General features: G+C 37.1%; 19 protein-coding genes. 18 read left to right on the top strand and 1 reads right to left on the bottom strand.

Annotation, left to right across the window (positions count from 1 at the left end; genetic code table 11):
• The first annotated feature begins 770 nt into the window (after window positions 1-770).
• Together AC5YDH_RS13590 and AC5YDH_RS13595 are read left to right on the top strand one after the other, a co-directional pair.
• Entirely contained in the window at window positions 771-1,043 is a 273-nt protein-coding gene (locus tag AC5YDH_RS13590; RefSeq protein WP_026444499.1) for a hypothetical protein, read from the top strand.
• Window positions 1,044-1,054: 11 nt separating this feature from the next.
• Window positions 1,055-1,375, top strand: coding sequence for a hypothetical protein (locus tag AC5YDH_RS13595; protein ID WP_005248735.1), 321 nt, complete (start codon window positions 1,055-1,057; stop codon window positions 1,373-1,375).
• Between the two features lie 28 nt (window positions 1,376-1,403).
• On the opposite strand, the gene AC5YDH_RS13600 is transcribed toward AC5YDH_RS13595, so the two are convergent.
• Window positions 1,404-1,646: a hypothetical protein gene (locus AC5YDH_RS13600; protein ID WP_496120088.1), complete on the bottom strand. Its 243-nt coding sequence runs from the start codon at window positions 1,644-1,646 to the stop codon at window positions 1,404-1,406.
• A gap of 541 nt (window positions 1,647-2,187) precedes the next feature.
• Here AC5YDH_RS13600 and AC5YDH_RS13605 point away from each other — a divergent pair.
• From AC5YDH_RS13605 to AC5YDH_RS13680, 16 genes are all read left to right on the top strand, one after another.
• Entirely contained in the window at window positions 2,188-2,466 is a 279-nt protein-coding gene (locus AC5YDH_RS13605) for a hypothetical protein (protein WP_005248732.1), read from the top strand.
• A gap of 283 nt (window positions 2,467-2,749) precedes the next feature.
• Complete coding sequence (gene topA / locus AC5YDH_RS13610) at window positions 2,750-5,002, top strand: type I DNA topoisomerase (RefSeq protein ID WP_496120278.1); 2,253 nt, start codon at window positions 2,750-2,752, stop codon at window positions 5,000-5,002.
• Window positions 5,002-5,679: a lytic transglycosylase domain-containing protein gene (locus AC5YDH_RS13615; RefSeq protein ID WP_026444413.1), complete on the top strand. Its 678-nt coding sequence runs from the start codon at window positions 5,002-5,004 to the stop codon at window positions 5,677-5,679. The genes topA and AC5YDH_RS13615 overlap by 1 nt, the downstream gene beginning before the upstream one ends.
• 134 nt (window positions 5,680-5,813) lie before the next feature.
• Window positions 5,814-6,119: a TrbC/VirB2 family protein gene (locus AC5YDH_RS13620; protein ID WP_004644768.1), complete on the top strand. Its 306-nt coding sequence runs from the start codon at window positions 5,814-5,816 to the stop codon at window positions 6,117-6,119.
• Window positions 6,119-6,445, top strand: coding sequence for a VirB3 family type IV secretion system protein (locus AC5YDH_RS13625; RefSeq protein WP_005407440.1), 327 nt, complete (start codon window positions 6,119-6,121; stop codon window positions 6,443-6,445). The genes AC5YDH_RS13620 and AC5YDH_RS13625 overlap by 1 nt, the downstream gene beginning before the upstream one ends.
• A gap of 7 nt (window positions 6,446-6,452) precedes the next feature.
• Window positions 6,453-8,915, top strand: coding sequence for a VirB4 family type IV secretion/conjugal transfer ATPase (locus AC5YDH_RS13630; RefSeq protein WP_111034398.1), 2,463 nt, complete (start codon window positions 6,453-6,455; stop codon window positions 8,913-8,915).
• Window positions 8,916-8,917: 2 nt separating this feature from the next.
• Window positions 8,918-9,217: a hypothetical protein gene (locus tag AC5YDH_RS13635; RefSeq protein ID WP_496120282.1), complete on the top strand. Its 300-nt coding sequence runs from the start codon at window positions 8,918-8,920 to the stop codon at window positions 9,215-9,217.
• Window positions 9,218-9,240: 23 nt separating this feature from the next.
• Complete coding sequence (locus AC5YDH_RS13640) at window positions 9,241-10,266, top strand: TrbL/VirB6 family protein (RefSeq protein ID WP_026444410.1); 1,026 nt, start codon at window positions 9,241-9,243, stop codon at window positions 10,264-10,266.
• Window positions 10,267-10,277: 11 nt separating this feature from the next.
• Entirely contained in the window at window positions 10,278-10,979 is a 702-nt protein-coding gene (gene virB5, locus AC5YDH_RS13645) for a P-type DNA transfer protein VirB5 (protein ID WP_004644764.1), read from the top strand.
• A 162-nt stretch (window positions 10,980-11,141) separates the two neighbouring features.
• On the top strand, window positions 11,142-11,990 hold the full coding sequence (locus AC5YDH_RS13650; RefSeq protein WP_053142621.1) for a VirB8 family type IV secretion system protein: 849 nt from the start codon (window positions 11,142-11,144) through the stop codon (window positions 11,988-11,990).
• Window positions 11,991-12,001: 11 nt separating this feature from the next.
• The gene (locus AC5YDH_RS13655) at window positions 12,002-12,895 is read left to right on the top strand and encodes a TrbG/VirB9 family P-type conjugative transfer protein (protein ID WP_111034401.1); all 894 of its coding nucleotides are present in this window, start codon (window positions 12,002-12,004) and stop codon (window positions 12,893-12,895) included.
• A complete protein-coding gene (gene virB10, locus AC5YDH_RS13660) occupies window positions 12,895-14,316 on the top strand; it encodes a type IV secretion system protein VirB10 (RefSeq protein ID WP_111034402.1) in 1,422 nt (473 codons plus the stop codon). Before AC5YDH_RS13655 ends, virB10 begins: the two co-directional genes overlap by 1 nt.
• Window positions 14,297-15,409, top strand: coding sequence for a P-type DNA transfer ATPase VirB11 (virB11, locus tag AC5YDH_RS13665; RefSeq protein ID WP_111034403.1), 1,113 nt, complete (start codon window positions 14,297-14,299; stop codon window positions 15,407-15,409). The genes virB10 and virB11 overlap by 20 nt, the downstream gene beginning before the upstream one ends.
• Entirely contained in the window at window positions 15,406-17,970 is a 2,565-nt protein-coding gene (locus tag AC5YDH_RS13670; protein ID WP_496120286.1) for a type IV secretory system conjugative DNA transfer family protein, read from the top strand. Before virB11 ends, AC5YDH_RS13670 begins: the two co-directional genes overlap by 4 nt.
• A gap of 10 nt (window positions 17,971-17,980) precedes the next feature.
• Entirely contained in the window at window positions 17,981-18,262 is a 282-nt protein-coding gene (locus tag AC5YDH_RS13675; RefSeq protein ID WP_496120069.1) for a hypothetical protein, read from the top strand.
• A 10-nt stretch (window positions 18,263-18,272) separates the two neighbouring features.
• The gene (locus AC5YDH_RS13680; protein WP_015060274.1) at window positions 18,273-19,562 is read left to right on the top strand and encodes an LPD7 domain-containing protein; all 1,290 of its coding nucleotides are present in this window, start codon (window positions 18,273-18,275) and stop codon (window positions 19,560-19,562) included.
• The last annotated feature ends 102 nt before the right edge of the window (window positions 19,563-19,664 follow it).

Below are 19,664 nucleotides of genomic sequence, written 5' to 3' on the forward strand. Positions count from 1 at the left end.
AGATTGTTAAGAATCTAGTTAATTCCTGAAAAATATATATAATCGTATCCAGTACGCATAATCGCAGGTTTGCGACAAAACGTATAGTTATGCGGGGAAGTTGCGACAAAACGTATAGTTTTGAGATTGCAGCATGGATTAAGGCTAAAAAATACGCAAAAATATAATAAGTTAGAGCTAAACACCTAATTAATTACTGATTTTTAAGAAAAATTTAGCCATTTTTTGTATACTATTGATAAGTCTGTGGATTATTTGCGACAAAACGTATAGGTATGTGACAAAACGTATAGTTGTAGCGACAAAACGTATAGTTATAGCGACAAAACGTATAGTTGTAGCGACAAAACGTATAGTTATAGCGACAAAACGTATAGTTATAGGCTTGTAAACTTATGTTTTACAAAAAGAAATTAAGGCTCTTAAACTGTTCTAAACACTCCTAAACTCTATTTAAACTCTTTTTAAACCCGATTCTAGTTTTTTTTAAAAAGTTTTTAGAAATGTTTAGAAGATTATTAAAGTGATATTTACATGACAAAAAGGGAAGGGATCTAAAAAAATATGAGCTTTGATATATACAAACTTTTTACAAAAGTTTTAAATTATTCATTAAAGTTTTAAACTTTTTGATATATATTAAAAGCGTTTAAAAATAATTGATGTTTTTGTGTCTTTTACACACAGTTACACTTCAGTTACATTTTTAAATTAATTATATTTTGTAAGAATCCGCACTTCACTTTTAAAAAACTAGGGATCTTGCAGAAATGGCTTTAACGATGAATGACTTGAAAACAGTCGATGACTTCAACGCCAATAACTATGGTGTTGAAATTGGTATGAACGAGCAGTTCCAATATTTTGTGACTGTTAAAGTAAATGATGTTGATCACATCATTCATACTGCATCAGGAAAAATTCGATTCACACGGAATTTACCCTTCTTGATTCAAGAGATTTGTTCAATGTGCAGCAATGCCAAAACAATATCTCTAAACTTTGAAGGCAAGTTATTCGTACTGGAAAACTCATCTAAATAGAGTGACTACTTGTGTATAAAAAATTTATTTTAGGTTTAACTTTAGCTAGTGCATCTGCCTTAGTTGCAGCTAAAGATGAAAATTATGGCTGTCGTGCTTTTATGTGCTTTGCTGGCGGTCTTAATGTTTCTGAATGTCAGTCTACAATTAGTGACGTAAAAAAAGATCTGGCTAAAGGTAAAGGCTTTCCTCACTGTTCATTCGTCAGCAGTAATCAAGACGGATCTGTTGGAGGTGGAGAAGGACAACCTAAAATTTCATCTTATACACATAATAAAAGAGTTTATCTGTATGTAGATGACAAGTTAGTCACTACAGTTAAAAAGTCCTAAGTTTTTGCAAGAAAAAAGCCTGATTTAATCAGGCTTTTTTTTCTTGTAATTGTTTATAGAAAATTCTTAAAACTTCTTTGACTGCTACACTTTTTCCGTGTTTTTCCCCGCCATAAATATCTTTTAAATATTCTAAGGCTTCCAGTGCTTCAACATCTTCAGGAACATCCATATTGAAATAAACTGAAAGTGGAGTTTTGGTAGTAGGCTTTTTTCTATATCTTTTTCTGCGATCTAATACCTTTCCTTCTGTTCCTAGTTCTTCAGTCATAACTTATCCCATTTAATAAATGTCCACAGGTGGATATTAAGTCCTTTTTAAATAATTTACTACTTATATCGGGTCGCCATTTATGAGAAGTAGCATTGCAATAGTATGTTTTAACGTGGGGTTATAACCCTTTTAATAACCTCATATTATGTACTATGTACTATATAAATCCCGCTACTAGATCAAATGGGAGCAGTTTATTTTCTGCGGTCGCCATTTAAAAAGCACAGCTTTTTAAAGCTCACTTGAAAATCAACGGTAATCAGGGAAGGGAAAATTTAACTGATTGCGTCAGTTCGCAAAGTAGACACTTTGCTCTGATATATGTGCTATGGATCTGGATTAGATAGGTAATATAGATGCCTGGATAAACGCTGCAGCTTGCAGCTTTTATCCAAGCATCGAGGTTTTTAGTCATGACTAAAGCAGAATTTAGCTAAAATATTTAAAATTTCTTTAAATTATTTAAAAAAACTTTACCAAGATTACCTAAATTGATGATAATGCACCTTTGTTATGGGTGCTTTAAAAGGTTTTATGGATGACTGATTTTATAAATATTGATCCTGATTTTTCTATTTCAGAGGTGGTGCTAGAGGAATCTAATAAACAAGGATTTATTAAAGAGTTAATTATTAATGAATTTGAGGGTGGATTTTTTATCACAGCAAAACTGGCATGGTCAGGCCAAAAGGTTTGGACTTTAACAACAAGACGAGAAAAAGATAAAGCTAGGATCTTTAAGGATCTGACTAGGCTTAATGATTTCTTGAAAGAAAAAATTTATACAGAAGAAGTAAAAATAATAAGAATCAAGTAAAAAAATACAAAAGCCCTTTCCAATATGGTATATTTTGGATTGTATTCTTTAAAGCTCTAAGACGGTATTTAAGAAAATGGCTATAAGTTTAAATAAATATGGAAATTTTTTAAAATTTTTTCTAGTTATTTCATGTGTTTATCTTGTGTGCTTCATGCCACAAGATGCACTGCTTTTAGAAATCCTTGTAGATTTCACTAAATTTCAAGTAGTTGCTTTCTTATATTCATCTTTTCTTTGTGGGCTTTCGAGTTTCCTAAATTTCACAATTTGGAAATAACCCATGAATCTTGTAATCGTTGAATCTCCTAACAAATGTTCAAAAATTGGAAGTTTTTTAGGATCTGATTTTAAAGTTGTGGCCAGTGTTGGCCATGTTCGGGATCTACCAAGAAAAGGCTTAGGTATTGATATAGCCAATGATTTTGCAATGGAATATTCATTTATTCCTGATGCCAAAGTTAATGACAGAACTTTTGACGGTGGCGAAAAACGTATTGAAAAAATAAAAGCCTTTTTGAATAAAGCAGACAAGATTTATTTAGCTACCGATCCAGACAGGGAAGGTGAAGCTATTTCATGGCATTTAAAAGAATGTTTAGGTCTGGAAGATGGTCAATTTGAACGAATAGAATTTAATGAAATTTCAGAAAAAGCTATTAAAGAAGCCATTAATAATGGGCGTGGTTTAGATTATCAGCTTGTATATGCTCAAGAAGCACGTAGGGCTTTAGATCGTCTGGTGGGCTATCTAGTTTCCCCTATTGCATCTAATCTTATGGGTCAGCCTTCATCTGCGGGGCGGGTACAATCTCCTGCTGTTTTAATCGTTGTCCTTAGAGAAATCGAAATCCAGAAATTCAAAGTTACTAACCACTTTGGCGTTAATTTGAGTTTTGATAAAGAGCCTAAAAAATGGATCTCGCAATGGGTTACAACGGAATTTGTAACTGAGAATCAGCCTTATGTTTTAGATCGTTCCTTAGCTGAAGAAGTTGCAAAAACTAAGAAAGTTAAAGTTTTAAACTGCACTGAAAAAACAGAGTATTCAAATGCTCCTTCTCCTTTCTCTACAGCCCTACTTTTACAAGCTGCTAGTGTAGCGTTAGGCTTTAGCCCTCAACAAACAACCAAAGCAGCACAGGCATTATTTGAACAAGGGGCAATTACTTACATTCGGACTGACGGCCTAAACATAGCTGATGAAAGTGTAGAAGAAATCTTTGCTTATGCTAATGAACATCAATTTTCTTTACCTGAAAAGCCTAATAAGTTTAAGGAAAAAGATGGGGCGCAAAACGCCCATGAAGCAATCCGACCTGTTCACATAACTGATAAAGATCTAGGAAAGTCACCAGAACAAAAAGCTTTATATCAATTGATTTGGGAACGTACTATTTCAAGTCAATTGGCCAAAGCTGAATATAAAGCCGTTACTTTGGAATTACTGTCTGAAGATGGAAAATATAAGTTCCATGCTAAAAGCCGTGAGCTAATAAAAAAAGGGTGGATGGTTTTTGGTAAAGACTGCCTGAATGAAGATGAAAACGAGCCTTCAGGCGTGGTGCCAGTCTTAGAAGTTGGTTCTGTAGTTGATGTTGAAAGCGGTGAAGTTATTGCAAAACAAACTAAGCCACCAAAACGCTATACAGAAGCTTCACTAATTAAAAAATTGGAAAGCTGCGGGATTGGTCGCCCTTCTACTTATTCATCAATTATGGCCAATATTCTGAATAAGGGCTTTCTGGAGGTAGAAAAGAAAGTCTTAAAACCAACTAAATTAGGGAATGATCTAATTGGTAGTCTGTTAAAAGCTAAGTTTAGCTTTCTGGATCTGCACTATTCAAAAGAGATGGAGTTGCAGCTAGATAAAATTGCATCTGGTGAAACTTCATATAATTCGGTTGTTTCTGCCTTATACACTCAACTTGCTCAAGAGCTAAGTACAGCTTCAAAACTGACAGCTATAAACGCAATACCTTGTCCAAAGTGTAAAAGCCAGTTAAAAAAATTTAAGAATACTAAAACCAATCAATTTTTTTGGATTTGTAGCAATGAGGACTGTAAGCACTCGATGAATGACGACAAGGGTAAACCAGTCGAAAAAGTTATTCATTCATGCCCTAAATGTAAAACAGGTCGCTTAAATAAATTCCAAAATTCGCAAACTAAAGAATTTTTTTGGATCTGCAATGATCAGGAATGTAAGCACTCGATGGATGACAAGAAAGGTCAGCCAGTAGAGAAAATCAAATATCCTTGCCCTAAATGCTCAACGCCATTATTCAGATCCAAAAAAGAAGGTAAAGATCCGATCTGGTTCTGTCCTAATCGGGAAACAGATTGCAAAGTCTTTTTGCCTGAAGTTAATAAAAAGCCACTTCTTGAAGTCTATTCATGTCCTCAATGTGCCAGTGATTTAAGACGGATCAATGGGGCAAATGGCTATTTTTGGGGGTGTACCAACTATAAAAATGGGTGCTCCGCTACTTATCCAGATCAAAAAGGTAAGCCAAAATTTGAGGTGAAAAAGTAATGATTGATTTCGTAGTTTTGGCACAACAATGTGCGCCACAAGTTGATGTAAATATTGCGTCTGCAATTGTTAAATCTGAATCCTCATTTAATCCTTTTGCGATAGGGGTTAATCGTGCCGCAGGTCTTAAAAAACAGCCGACTAGCTATGAAGAAGCTGTATCTGTGGCCAAAAGATTAATTAGCCAGGGACGAAATATTGATGTTGGTTTTGCTCAGATTAATAGTGCTAATTTCAAAAGATTAAATCTTAGTGTCGAGCAAGTTTTTGATCCCTGCACTAATCTAAGCGCAATGCAATTTATCTTTAATGACTGCCGAAATAGGGCAAAAGGCAAAGATATTTATAAAGCTATGTCTTGCTATAACACTGGCAACCATTCATCAGGATTTAGAAATGGGTATGTAGCGAAAGTATCAAGAAATTTGAATTATTTTGCTAATGGTTCACTCAATACCATGCCTGTAAAATTCAATCCTCCCTCACCTCCTATGAATAGCTCAGAACAGCTTGCATATTTTGCTACTAATGCAGATATGCCTAACTCCAATGGATATAACGAAAATACAGAACTTCAAAGCCTTCCAGTAGTGGAGAAACGGCCTTCATTTTTCTTAACTAACGGCACAAATATTAAAGAAAAAGAAAAAAGTTTAAAATCTTCTATGATCTTTTAAAATATTTTCAAAAAGTTTAAAACTTAGTGTAATATATTAAATATACAGTACCAATGAACAATATTTGATTATCCAAAAATATTGTTCTTGGTACTTAATGCGCTAGGTCTTAATTGCTTCACTTGGAGAAAATAATGAAAGCAAATCAAACGCAAATAACAACGACTAAAACGACTGGTATCAAAGCAAGCGTATTGATGTTGTTCATGACGTTAATCTCAAGCCCTGCTTTTGCTCAAATCTCAAAAGTTAATACGGTTATGGCTAATGTTCAGTCAGTCTTAGCGGGTGTGGCTGTAACTGTATTTACCATCACTATCATGTGGGCTGGCTTTAAATTGGCTTGGCAACAAGCGAAGTGGTCAGACATTTCTAACATCGTTATCGGGGGGATTTTGGTAGGTGGTGCTGCGGGTATCGCTGCTTGGCTGATTAACTAATGTCGAATTTTTCTGATCCAATTTTCAGGGGTTGCACTCGTCCTGCCATGCTTTTTGGCGTTCCAATGTTGCCTTTTTTGTTGGTGACGGGGGTAGCAATTCTTTTAGCGGGTTGGTCTTTTTATCTACTTAGTGCCTATGTGACTTTATTTATAGCAGCTATTTATGTGCCTATTTACTTCTGGATGCGGGCAATAACAAAAGTAGATGACCAACGATTAAAGCAAGTATTGATGCGGTGGCGCATAAGAGGGAAACAGATCCAGAACCATCAAAAATGGGGAGCAATCTCATTTTCGCCACTTAAATTAAAGAAAAGGAAATAACAATATCATGCGTTCAAAACAGCAAGTTAAAGATAGCGCAAATGCTGAGGTCGCAATTTCAGACTATCTGCCGTTTGGTAATCATGTTTCCAACAATGTTATTAAGCTTAAAAATGGTGAATACATTGCTACATGGAAATTAGAAGGCATTTCGTTTGAAACAGTTGAAGCCGATATTATTAGAATCCGTAAAGAAGGATTAAATAATTTTTATCGTGCTTTAGGTGGCGGTCACTTTGCTGTTTGGACGCATAAGATTCGTAGGGGAGTTAATGAACGTCTAAATGGCGTTTATGAAAATGATTTTATTGCTGATTTTAATGAAAGATATTATCAGCAGTTTCAGGGTGAAAAGAATAAACAGATGGCTACTGAATTGTATTTAACAATTCTTTATCGTCCTGAAATTTCCAGATTAACAAAGATCTTTAAGAGTAAAGCTAGTCGTGATCCAGTAGCCCTGAAAAAGCAGATTAAGCGGGATCTCGATATTTTGGATGATGTAGCCAAACAGGTTGAAGCAAGTCTATATCACTACAATCCAGAACGTCTGGCGACCTATACCAAGAAAGGTTTTGTCTACTCCGAAATGTGTAATCTGCTTGGTTTCTTAACTAATGGAGTTTGGGAAGAAATCCCTTTAAGACAAGCTAATCTTGATCAATATATTCCAAGTAGTCGCTTGTTCTTTGGTGACAAAAACGGCTATTTACAGATCAAACATCCTGAAGCTCAAAAATATGTAGGCTTTCTGGATATTCAAGAATTTCCACGTTTATCAGAATCAGGAATGTGCAATTCCATCCTGTATGGAAACTATGAATACATTGAAACTCAAAGTTTCACGGTTTATGGCAAGCGTGATGCTGTAGATAAATTAAAAACAATTAAAGGACAGCTAAATTCTGTAGAGGACGTTTCAGATCAAGAGATTCGTGATATTGATCTGGCTATGAGTGAAGCTAATAGCGGGAATTTCCAGTTAGGCGAATATCACTATACGCTTGCGATTTTTGGTGATTCACCAAATCAAGTTGCTCTGAATGTTTCGAGTGCCAGAACTGCTTTATCAGATGAAGCAGGGTTCAAAATGGCTGTAATTGATACTGTTCCTGAATGTGCATGGTTCTCGCAATTAGCGGGTAACTTTAATATGCGTCCAAGAGAAGCATATCTCACAAGCCTAAATTTTTCTGCTTTAAGCCCTTTCCATAACTTCGCAAGAGGTAAACGTGACGGCAATCCTTGGGGTGAAGCACTAGCTTTATTTAAAACTCCAAGTGGCCAACCATTTTACTTTAATCATCATGTTAGCCCAGATAAGCAAGATTCTACAGATGACAAGATGCCAGGTAATACGTGTGTCATTGGAACAACTGGTGTGGGTAAAACAACCCTAGTCATGGCCATGATGATGTTTGCTTGTAAGTATAAAAATCTGAAGGGTGTTTTCTTTGATAAAGATAGGGGCGCAGAAATTGGGATTAGACGGATTGGGGGTCAATACTATGCCTTAGAGCGTGGTGTACCAACTGGCTTTAATCCGTTGCAGCTACCACCGACTGAAACAAATATTCAGTTTGTAGAAAAGCTTGTAAAAATTCTGGTAGGTGGTGTTCGTAATGCTGCCGAAGATCTGGAAATCAGTCAGGCTGTTCGTACCATTATGCGTGATGATATGCCGTTAGAACTCCGCAGACTTTCAGCTTTATATATGAATCTGAAAGTAAATGGCGGGGGGGATTCGCTTCAGGATCGTTTAGCTAAATGGTGTAACACTGCTGATCATGACGGAAATTTATCTTGGGTCTTTGATAATCCATACGATACTCAAGACTTTTCTAAAGCAAAAATGCCAATCTTTGGTTATGACTACACGGAATTTTTAGATGATCCAGAAGTCCGTACACCAATCATGGCTTATCTATTACACATCACAGATTCATTGATTGATGGTAGTCCGTTTATTTATTGGATGGACGAGTTTTGGAAGCCATTAACAGATGAATATTTCAAAGATTTTGCCAAAGATAAGCAGAAAACTATTCGTAAATTGAATGGTCTAGGTGTCTTTATGACGCAATCCCCAAGTGACGTTTTAGATTCTGACATTGGTAAAACAATGGTTGAACAAAGCGTTACTCAAATCTTTTTACCTAATCCTCGTGCTGATTACGATGACTATGTAAACGGCTTTAAGGTCACTCCGCAAGAATTTGAAATTATTAGAGAGCTAGAAGAAAACTCACGCATGTTCTTAGTTAAGCAGGGTAGCCGTTCCGCACTCTGCAAAATGGATCTAGGCGAAATGCGTGACGTTTTACAGATTATTTCAGGCTCTAAGGACAATGTAGAACTTCTCGAAAATCTCATGAATGAAGTTGGTGAAGATCCTAACGATTGGGGCGAACTTTTCTTACAACGGATCGCAGAACGTAAAAAATTAATTTCAGAAAAAGGAGTTGCTTAGTCATGACTAAGTTTTTAGCACTATCAAGTTTGTTGGTTATTTCTACTTTAACAACTGCATGTTCTGATGATAAGGAACAGGTTAAGCAGTTAAAAGAAGAAGTGAAGGCTGCACAACAATTAAAACCTCAAGATTTAACTGCTGAACAGCAAGAGGAACTGAAGCAGCGCAAGGCTAGAGCATCCCAAAAGGGTAATATTCTTGATGAATATGATCCTTCTGCACCTCAAAAATCAGTAAAACCAGAAACTAAAAAAGGATCGGGAAATATCCTCGATGGATATAAACCAGATTCAAAATAATTAAGGATTCATAGGGGATTGCAATGGCAATTATTACTACATTAGAAACAAAAATTGATTCTCTATTAGCAAGTTACGTGACAGGTGTTAGTAGTAATATCGCTTCTGCAATTGTTCCTATAGCTTTGACTGCTGCAACAATTTATATCCTGATCATTGGCTACAATATTGCGACTGGTGCACAAGAAGATTCCATTTATACCGCTTTATGGAAGTTTTTTAAGATCGCTTTTGTGGGTGGGATTGCTTTAAGTGCAGGGGTTTATCAGTCCTTTGTTGTTGAAGCCATTAACGGACTAGCCATAGGTTTAATTCAAATTGTTAGTCCAGGTGGTGAATCTTCGTTAGGTGCTTTACTGGATCAAGTGAGCGTTCCGTGGGGTGAATTAATCCAAAAATTAGGTGAGGAAGCTGAATCAGCTTCTGGCGTTTTCCCTGATATTGGCTTGTATTTATCTGCTGCTGTTGTTGCTGTCGCTCAATTCCTATTGTTCTTCATTGGTACTGGCCTATATTTACTGGCAAAAATCAGTCTGCAACTTTGTTTAGGCGTTGGTCCCATATTCATTCTGTGTGCAATGTTCCCTGCTACACAAAAATATTTTGAAAGTTGGCTTTCTCAAACATTGAGCTATGTTTTCACCATAGGCTTTATCACAGCAATTATCAGTATGCTCTTTGCTTTCGTTTCAGGCATGTGTACGCAAATCACTAATAACTTTGATGCGGGCGACATTCTTACTTCTGTAGTTTCCCTCTGTATTGTTGCGGGAACTATTGTAGTGATCATGTGGAACATTCCAACGATGGCTTCAGCCATAACAGGTGGGGCGGGTGTTCAAGGTGTCGGTCGTGCTGTAGCTCAAGCAATTACTAAAGGTCGTGGCGGTAATAATTCAAAATCTGATAGTGCTTCAGCTACTCCTACCACTGGGGGAAGTGTTCAAGGGAATTCTAGCAGCTCTAATAATTCCAATAGCTCGAATACAGGAGGATCTAAGCCGTTATATCAACGACACACACTCTCTAACCTCAAAAGAAACAAATAGGAATTTTTCTAATGAAAAAACAATTGTTAGCTTTGGGTTTAGGTTCATCTTTGTTTATTAGTGGTCAAGCCAATGCTACAGGTATTCCTGTCATTGACGGTGCTAACCTTGTTCAAGCTGTTCAAAATATGGTGGCTTGGGGTGAGCAATACAATCAGATGGTGAACCAGATCCAACAGGCAAAACAGCAATACGATTCCATTACTGGTATTCGTGGTTTCGGTGATGCTGTCAATAATCCATATCTTAAAGACGTGATTCCAAGTGATGTTGCTGACATTTATAAAGGCATCCAACAAGGCGGTGTCAATGGTATGACTTCAGCAGCTAGGAACATTCGTGATGCCACAATGGTTTATGACTGTGCTTCTAGAACTGGCCAGAACTATAAAGCCTGTCAAGCTGCATTAAATAACAATGCACAAACACAGGCTTTAAATCAGCAAGCGTTAGGCGTTGCGGATCTGCGTACTGAGCAGATTGATAATCTGCGTAAACAGATCAATAACACTACTGATGCTAAAGCTATCGCTGAGTTACAGGCTAGGATTCAAGCGGAACAGTCACAAGTTGCTAATGATGCAAACCGAATTGCTTTGATGCAGGCGCAAGCGCAAGCTCAAAAAGATGCAGCACAACAGCTTGAAATTGAAGGCCGATTAAAACGTGCTGCCCAAAAAGGCAACATTCTTGACGGCTACTCTGGTAACTAAACCTTTAAAAAAAGCCCATTTCTTTTGAAATGGGTATTTTTTTTTGCAATTTTTCAGAAAACATTGAATTAATAAAACCAAAATATATTATTTTGGTTTACGATTTTTATATTTTTTGGCATACTTAGAGAAATAACTCTAATAGGGTCTATCGGGTCTATCATGAACAAACTTAAAAAAGTATCTGCTGCTGAAGAAGCTAAAAGCTATGAAAAAGCTATGGATTGGGAAGCAGATCTTATTGCGATGCGAGCTAAGTCAGAACGTAAAGCTTGGACTATTGCAAAAGTAGCGGTGGGCGTGGCCGTCTTAGAAGCCATTGGATTAGTGACATTAGCTCCAATGCGCCAGACTGTACCTGTTGTTTTCACAGTAGATAAAGCTCAAGGAAATGTTGAATACGTGGGCGTTGTTGATGATCAGCAAGTGAAAGGCAAACAAGAATTAATTGATAAAAATAACATTACTCGTTATGTAACCGCCCGTGAGAGTTATTTCTATCCGTTATTACAGCCAGATTATGATTTAGTCATGACTATGAGTAGTAATCAGGTCGGTAATGACTTTGCTTCACTCTATGAAGGTGATAGCGCAAGAGATAAAAAATACGGCAAAAAATATGAATTAAAAGTTGATGTGATTTCTGTCCAGACTAATCAGGATGAAACAGGTTTTACCGCTAGTGTCCGCTTCACTAAGACTTTGCATTCAGTCGAAGCTAATCGTGATGAACAGCCACAATATTATATTGCAAGTATTCGATATGAATATGCTCCGAACAATCTAAATAAACTGGTAGAAAAAGATCTAATTAAAAACCCATTCGGCTTTAAGGTCGTGGGCTATCGTGTCGATCCTGAACTATCTCCTAACAGACCTGTAGCGCAAGCTGCGGTTGTTGAACCTAGTCAGCAAGTCTATGTTCCGATTCAACAAGGCGGGGCTGTTGTTCAGCCACAAGCTCAACAAGGCGGGGCTGCTGTTCAGCCACAAGCTCAACAAGGAATGTAAAGGATCATTACATGAAAAAATTAATTCTTGCTTTGGGTTTGGCGGTGCATGGGATCTCTTATGCAGCAATTACGCCTAAAGCTATGCCTACCGATTCACGTATTAGAACAATCAATTATGTTCCTAATGATGTTTATCGAATTACTGTCAAAAAAGGCACTGTAACCCGCATTGTATTAGGTGAAGGTGAAAGAATTTTAGAGCGTGGTGCTGCTACTGGATACCCTTCAGACTGTGAAAAGGATGACACCAATTGGTGTATTTTTGCGGATACTGGATCAAATTTAGTATGGGTGAAGCCAAAGGATAAGGCTACTCGGAATAACTTAGAGTTACGCACTAATAAGCGTGATTATAGTTTTGATTTTCAAGTTCTAAATAATGCCAAAGAAAAACCGATGTATCGTGTTGTCTTTAAATATCCACAAGAAGAAGAAGAAAAACGTAAACAGGAAGAAGCTCAACGCTATAACGCTTATGCAGCACAATTAAAAGAAGAAAGCCAACTTACTGAATTTTTGGTTTTACAGCATCGTTTAGCCAATGCTGCGCCTATCCCTAAAAACTGGAATTATCGTCAAGCTGCAAACAGCAAAGGGAAGCACTTTGTTCCAGAAATGCTATTTGATGACGGTCGTTTTACCTATATGCGATTTAAAGGAAATACTGATATTCCAGTCGTATTTATTGAAGGTACGGAAGGGGAAGAAAAAGTTAATTTCCATATCAGTAAAGAAGATCCAAAACTTTTGATTGTTGAAGCTCTAGCTAAAAAATTTGTTTTACGTCAAGGAAAAGGCGTAGTGAGCATTTTCAATGAATCTTATGATCCTGTCGGTGTTGCTCCTCAAGATGGCACTACTGTAGAGGGTGTTAAACGTGTCATTACTGGGGATATGAACTAATGAATATTAATGATCAAAAACCATTAGATGATCAACAAGCTCCTGATGAAGAATTTAACGAATCAGAAAATGGCATTGTTTCTGTCAATGAACGTGGGGATCAGGAAGATGGAAAAGGTAAAAAAATAGCGTTTATTGCAGTTATGGCGGTACTTTTTACTGTTATAGCGGTCTTTGCCTATAACTTCTTTTCAGATAGTAGTGATGCTGAAGAAGCAGCCCAATTAAAAGAAAATCAGATAGATCCAAGCCTAGATGCTTCAGCTAAAAGAAGGGATTTTACTAATACTGATCCTGTGCCAATGGATGCAGGTCAAAATGCTCAATTTCAAAGCCTAGATGCCTGTCAGGATCAAAGTATTCCTAGACAGCTAACAGACAATAACGGTAATGCTTTAACTTATAACGGCATGTTGGTTTTTCAATGCCAAAATGGTCAGCAGATTTTAAGACAACCTGAAGCTGCGCCAGTAGTTGAACAACAAGCAGCAAATCAACAGCCTGTAGTAATTCAGCCACAGCCACAACAACAAGCTCAATATGTACCTTTAAACAATGGAAGCCGTTACGGTGGCGGGATTTTTGTCAATCCTTCACAACAAGGCGGGGCGGTTGGCCAACCGTCAAGCATGAATCATCAAGCAGCTTATAACCAAGTAACAGGCATGATGAAACAGTTTGAACAGGATCAGAATAGTAATAGCCGTTCTGGTAATTTCTCTGGATCTGGTTTGATGTCTTTAGCGCATGATGATGATGAACCTATGCAGCATCAGCCACAACAAGCTACAACTAACATGGCTAATCATTCCTCTAATAAAGTCCAGGCTAGGTTTATTGGGGATCGAAATTACTTAATTGCTAAAGGTCGTGTAATCCGTTGCAACCTGTCAGTTAAAGTCGTTTCAGAAATTGGCGGTATGGCTTCATGTGTCCTTCCACAACCTGTTTATTCTGATAATGGTCGTGTAGTCCTTGCTGAAGCGGGATCTGAAGTCATTGGAGAATACAAAAGTATTGCAGCACAAGGGCAAAGACGTTTAGGTATCATCTGGTCACGCTTAAAAACTCCACATGGTGTTATTGTCGATATTGATTCTCCCGCAGCAGACCATTTAGGAACAGGTGGTTTAAGTGGTCGAGTAGATAACCGTTGGGGCGCACGTATCGGTGCAGCGTTTATGCTTTCTTTAGTTCAAGACGCTATTGCTTACGGTATTTCTAAAGAAACAGGCGGGAACAATAGCACTCCTTATATGCTTCAAAACACTTCAGACATGGGTAAATCAATGGCTGAAACAGTGTTGAATGAAACAATCAATATCAAGCCAACAATTTATAAAAATCAGGGTGATGTAGCTTCAATTTACGTGGCCAAAGATATTGATTTCAGAGGTGTGTATGAACTCCGCGCAAAATAATGTTTTAAGCAAGGATGTAATGGTTAGACAGCTATTACTTCCATTAGAAAAATTCTTAAAAACTAAAGGGGTGACTGAAATTGCAATTAACGCACCTAACGAAGTTTGGACGGAATCTAATAAAGGATGGGAAAAGCATTCTATAAATCTGGAAATGGCGCAAATAACAGCTTTAGCTAATGTTATTGCTACCTATACCAATCAACGGATTGGCCAAGAAAACCCTATATTATCTGCTCAATTACCTGATGGAGAGCGTATTCAGATCGTTCTACCGCCAGCCATTGAAAATGGAACGGTATCAATGACAATCCGTATTCCTGACGAGTCAAACCGATCATTTCAGGAATATAAAGATCAACGCTTTTTTGACCACTTCAGATATGGGAAATCTAAAGAGTTTGAGCAGTTTAAACCTGTATTACGTACTGAAGATATTAAGCTAGTCCAGTTTTTAGAAAACAAAGATCTTGAGGGATTTTTTAAATTCGCTGTTCAATGTAAGAAAAATATTGCAGTTGTTGGTGATACTGGTTCTGGTAAAACCACTTTCATGAAGGCAATTTGTCAGTACATTCCTAAAGATGAACGTCTTGTCACTATTGAAGATGTACGTGAACTTTTTGTTCCACATGAAAACAAGGTTCACCTACTTTATTCTAAAGGTGGTCAAGGTAAAGCTAAGGTAACTCCATCTGATCTGATCGCTAGTAATATGCGTATGAAGCCAGACCGTGTATTACTTGCTGAATTACGTGGTGGAGAAGCTTTTGACTTTCTGAAACTGCTTACAACTGGTCACAGTGGATCTATTACAAGTTATCACGCTGAAAGCTGTTCACTGGCTTATGATCGCTACGTCTTTATGTGCAAAGAACATGAACAAGCAAATATCTACGATGCCACTACACTAAAGGAATTAGTTGCTTTAACAATTGATATTATTGTTCATGTTGAAGTGAAGAAAAAATACGATGATGAAAGTAATTTAATAGGTAAAGAACGCTTTATTTCTGAAATCAAATTTGATCCTGTTTCTAAAGTTAAGGCTCAATTTGGTGATGCTGAAATTATTGTAGGGGATAGGGCGTGAATAAAAAAATCCTGATCCTACTCCTTGCAATTTTTTTAGCGGTCGTTGGTTTCTTTATTGCTAAATATCTGGCCGGTGTTCTTTATTATTTAGCTAATAAGACCAATCCATTTCCTGAAGTGAATCTGACAACGTGGGGGTATTATTGGGATTTATATGCACACAATGTACCTGCACAAAAGAAAAAGCTGCAAGGTGCCTTGATCGCTGCACTATTTATCACTTTTGTTCTACCTGCTTTAGTCATTGCTAGTCTGTTTAATAAAAAACAGTCGTTACACGGTGATGCCAGATTTGCCACAACAAAAGAAATTCAGAAATCTGGATTGATGGGAAATAAGGGGATTTTAGTAGGGAAATATCATAATAAATATTTAATGCTTGGCGGTCAGCAATTTGTACTTCTGGCTGCTCCGACACGAAGCGGTAAAGGTGTAGCGATTGTTATTCCTAACCTTCTAAACTATTCGGATAGTGTAGTTGTACTGGATTTGAAGCTTGAAAACTTCCTATTAACTTCTAAATTTCGTGCCAAGAATGGCCAGAAAGTTTATCTATTCAGCCCATTTTCTGAAGATCTAAAATCTCACAAATGGAATCCATTTGATACCGTTAGTCATGACGAAAATTTTAGAGTAGGTGAAATTCTTGCTATTGGTCGAAGTTTCTACCCTGTGACTGGTGATGCTAAAACCGATTTCTGGAATGACAATGCTAATAACTTATTTCTTGGCCTAGCCCTATATCTATTTGAAACTGAAGATCTGCCTGTAACTATGGGCGAGGTTTTAAGACAGAGTTCAGGTAAAGGTAAGCCAATTCAGGATCATATTAGATCTATTATTGATGAAAGAGCGCAAAGTGATAAACCGCTTAGTGATACTTGCCTAGATGCTTTAAACCGTTTTTTAAGTTCACCAGACAATACGCTCGGTAACATCATTTCTACTTTTACCTCACCTTTAACGATTTTTGCGAACCCGATTGTGGACGCTGCAACTTCATCAAGTGACTTTAAACTTGAAGATGTACGCAGACAAAGAATGTCTATTTATTTTGGTGTTCAACCTAACCGCTTAGGGGATGCTAAGAACTTAATCAATTTGTTCTATTCACTCTTAATTGATGTGAATCTAAAAACACTGCCACAACAAGATTCATCTTTGAAATACCAGTGCCTAGTCGTGAATGATGAAGCAACGGCTGTCGGTAAAGTCGCGAAAATTGCAGACGCTAACTCATTTATTGCGGGTTATAACATTCGTTTATTAACAATTATTCAGTCTATTGGCCAGTTAGAGGACGTTTATAAAACTCAAACTAGGGGGCTTGTAACTAACCATGCTTTGCAGATCGTTTACCCGCCTAGAGAACAACGAGATGCTAATGAATATAGTGAAATGCTTGGCTATTTCACTTTTAAAGCAAAATCTAAAGGCCAAAGCCGTTCTATGGCATGGGGGCAAGGTGGCTCTAATTCAGAAAATGAATCAGATCAAAGACGAGCTTTAATGCTCCCTCAAGAGTTAAAAGAATTGTCGCAAGATAAAGAAATTATCTTTATGGAAAATACAAAACCTATCATGTGTGAAAAGGCTAAGTATTTTAATGACAGTGCTTTTGTGGATCGCCTAAAGTCCGTTTCTCCTAGCATGAAAGCAATTAAAGGTTTTCCAACTCACAAGCAATTAGAAAAAATTGCCTTTGAGGATCTGGAACTTTCAATTCCTATTCCTGATTTAGACGTAAAGCTGCATAAGGCAAAAATTGAAAAACGTATAACTGAAATTACTACAGTAGAACAGGCTGAACAGATAGATATTTCTAGCTTAGTTATCCCTGAATTTAAGTTAGATAAAACAGTTTTTGAAGATCCTGAAAATCCACAACCTGAAGAATGTCTACAAGTGGTCGATCAATTCTTTGGGGCTGTTGAATGGGAAGAAGATACTGAAGCGCAAAATATTGTCGATGACTTCTTTAGCCAGGTGGAAGCTAGTGCTGAAAATCCAATAGAAAACCTAGTTGCAGTAGATGAACCAGAACAAACGGAAAACCTTATTGCAGTTGATGACACTGAATTTAGTCATGACGAAATGGAAAATCTGGTTGCAGTCGATGAACCAGAACAAACGGAAAATCTAGTTGCAGCAGATGAATCAGATCCTCTGGCCATGATTGCAGAAATGGAAAATCTAGTTGCAGTCGATGAACCAGAACAAGCGGAAAATCTAGTTGCAGCAGATGAATCAGATCCTCTGGCCATGATTGCAGAAATGGAAAATCTGGTTGCAGCAGATGAATCAGATCCTCTGGCCATGATTGCAGAAATGGAAAATCTGGTTGCAGTCGATGAACCAGAACAAGCGGAAAATCTAGTTGCAGCAGATGAATCAGATCCTCTGGCCATGATTGCAGAAATGGAAAATCTGGTTGCAGTCGATGAACCAGAACAAGTGGAAAATCTAGTTGCAGTCGATGAAGGTCAAAACGGATCTATAGAAAATTCAGATATTGATGACGTTTATCAGGCGTTTTCAGACCAAGTTAATTCTAAATAAGGAAACTATCATGAAAAAAATCTCTCTTACATTTATCAGCCTTGCCCTATCTTTTTCAGTTGTGGGCTGTACTTCAAATAAAGCCGTGACCAGTCCTAATGGCTTTTCATCTAAAGCGGTTAATCAGCCTGACACTGTAAAAAACTATATGCAAAGCATAGCTGTATATCAGCAAAATAAAGATTTAAGCACTGAAACTGAAAGACAAATTGCACTTCTAACAGACAAATATATTCAAACCAAAATGATTATTGACGAAGCAGCACGTCGCCAAAATATTTCTAATCAATAAGGACTTGATCATGACTGAAGCAAACAAGGTCGATAAACCTAGTTTTAATAAAGAACAAACAGGCTATACCAAACTTGGCCAGACGTTAGAAACAAATCAAGCTGAAGTCAATTCGATTGAAAAAGCTGAAAATATAGATATTTCAAAAAGTACAAAAGGTATTAATCAAGATCCTGAAGAAACTAAGGTAACTGATACCAAAAAGCTAAAAGCTGATGACAGTAAAGAATCTAGTGAAGAAGGCATACCTAAAGCATTGCTCAATAAATATTATGTGGTAGATGACAAATATCACTTTAAAGGTAATCCTGAAAAAGTAGCTTTTGAAGATTCTGGAAAAGCTTTAAAAACCACAATTGATGATAAACATATTGCTGCTTCAATGGTGGAGGTAGCAAAAGCTAAAAAATGGGAAACAATACAGGTTAAAGGCTCTGAAGAATTTAAACGGAATGTATGGCTTGAAGCTTCAATGAAGGGCATGACAGTAAAGGGTTATGAACCTCGTGATATTGATCTAGCCTTGCTCAATGATATGAAAAAAGAACAAGGTAAAGAGGTAGTTCACAATACTATTGAAAAGGGTAATGAACGCCAGAAAGAGAAGCCTTTAAATGAGAAGGATAAAGTAGATCCTGCACAGGAACGGAAGGAAAAAATTAATAACCTGTCAGAACAGGAAAAAGCTTTACTGACAGTTTTTGATAAAAAAATGAAAGCTGACGGTTTCACAGAAAAGCAGCGCACAGCCAGTATAGACGTTGCGGTTGAACAGCTTAATCAGAAAAAAATGCACGTTGGAAAATTAGTAGATCATGGTGAAGCACCTTATAAGCATGATCCTAAAAATAACAGTAGCTACTACGCCACTATTGAAAATAGTAAAGGTGAAAAAAGTACAATCTGGGCGAAGGATCTGGAACGTACTTTGAAAGAACAAAATATCATTAAGAATGATGATATTGTCCTGACCTATAAAGGGTCTAACAAAGTCGAAGTGAATACTAAAGAAATTGATCCTAAAACTGGACTGCCAACAGGCGCAAGAGTTCAAACATTGGCAAATAAAGGGAAGTGGGAAGCTCAAAGCTTGAGTAAATTGAAAGAAACAACTGAAAAAGCTTTAACCAAAAATGATAAAACTAAGCTTCAGATTCAACATAATGCCGATATTCAAAATCAGAAATTTCATAAGCCAAAATTAACGGCTTATGATGCCAATGCTCCAAAACAGCAGCCAGTACAGCAGCCACAAGTTAAAACTCAAGAGAGAAATAAAAATAAAGATATATCTCGATAATCTAGGCCACGAAAACACCCATTACGGGTGTTTTTTTATATCCCGCTACTAGATCAAATGGGAGCAGTTTATTTTCTGCGGTCGCCATTTAAAAAGCACAGC

Source organism: Acinetobacter sp. FY683 (assembly GCF_059515885.1).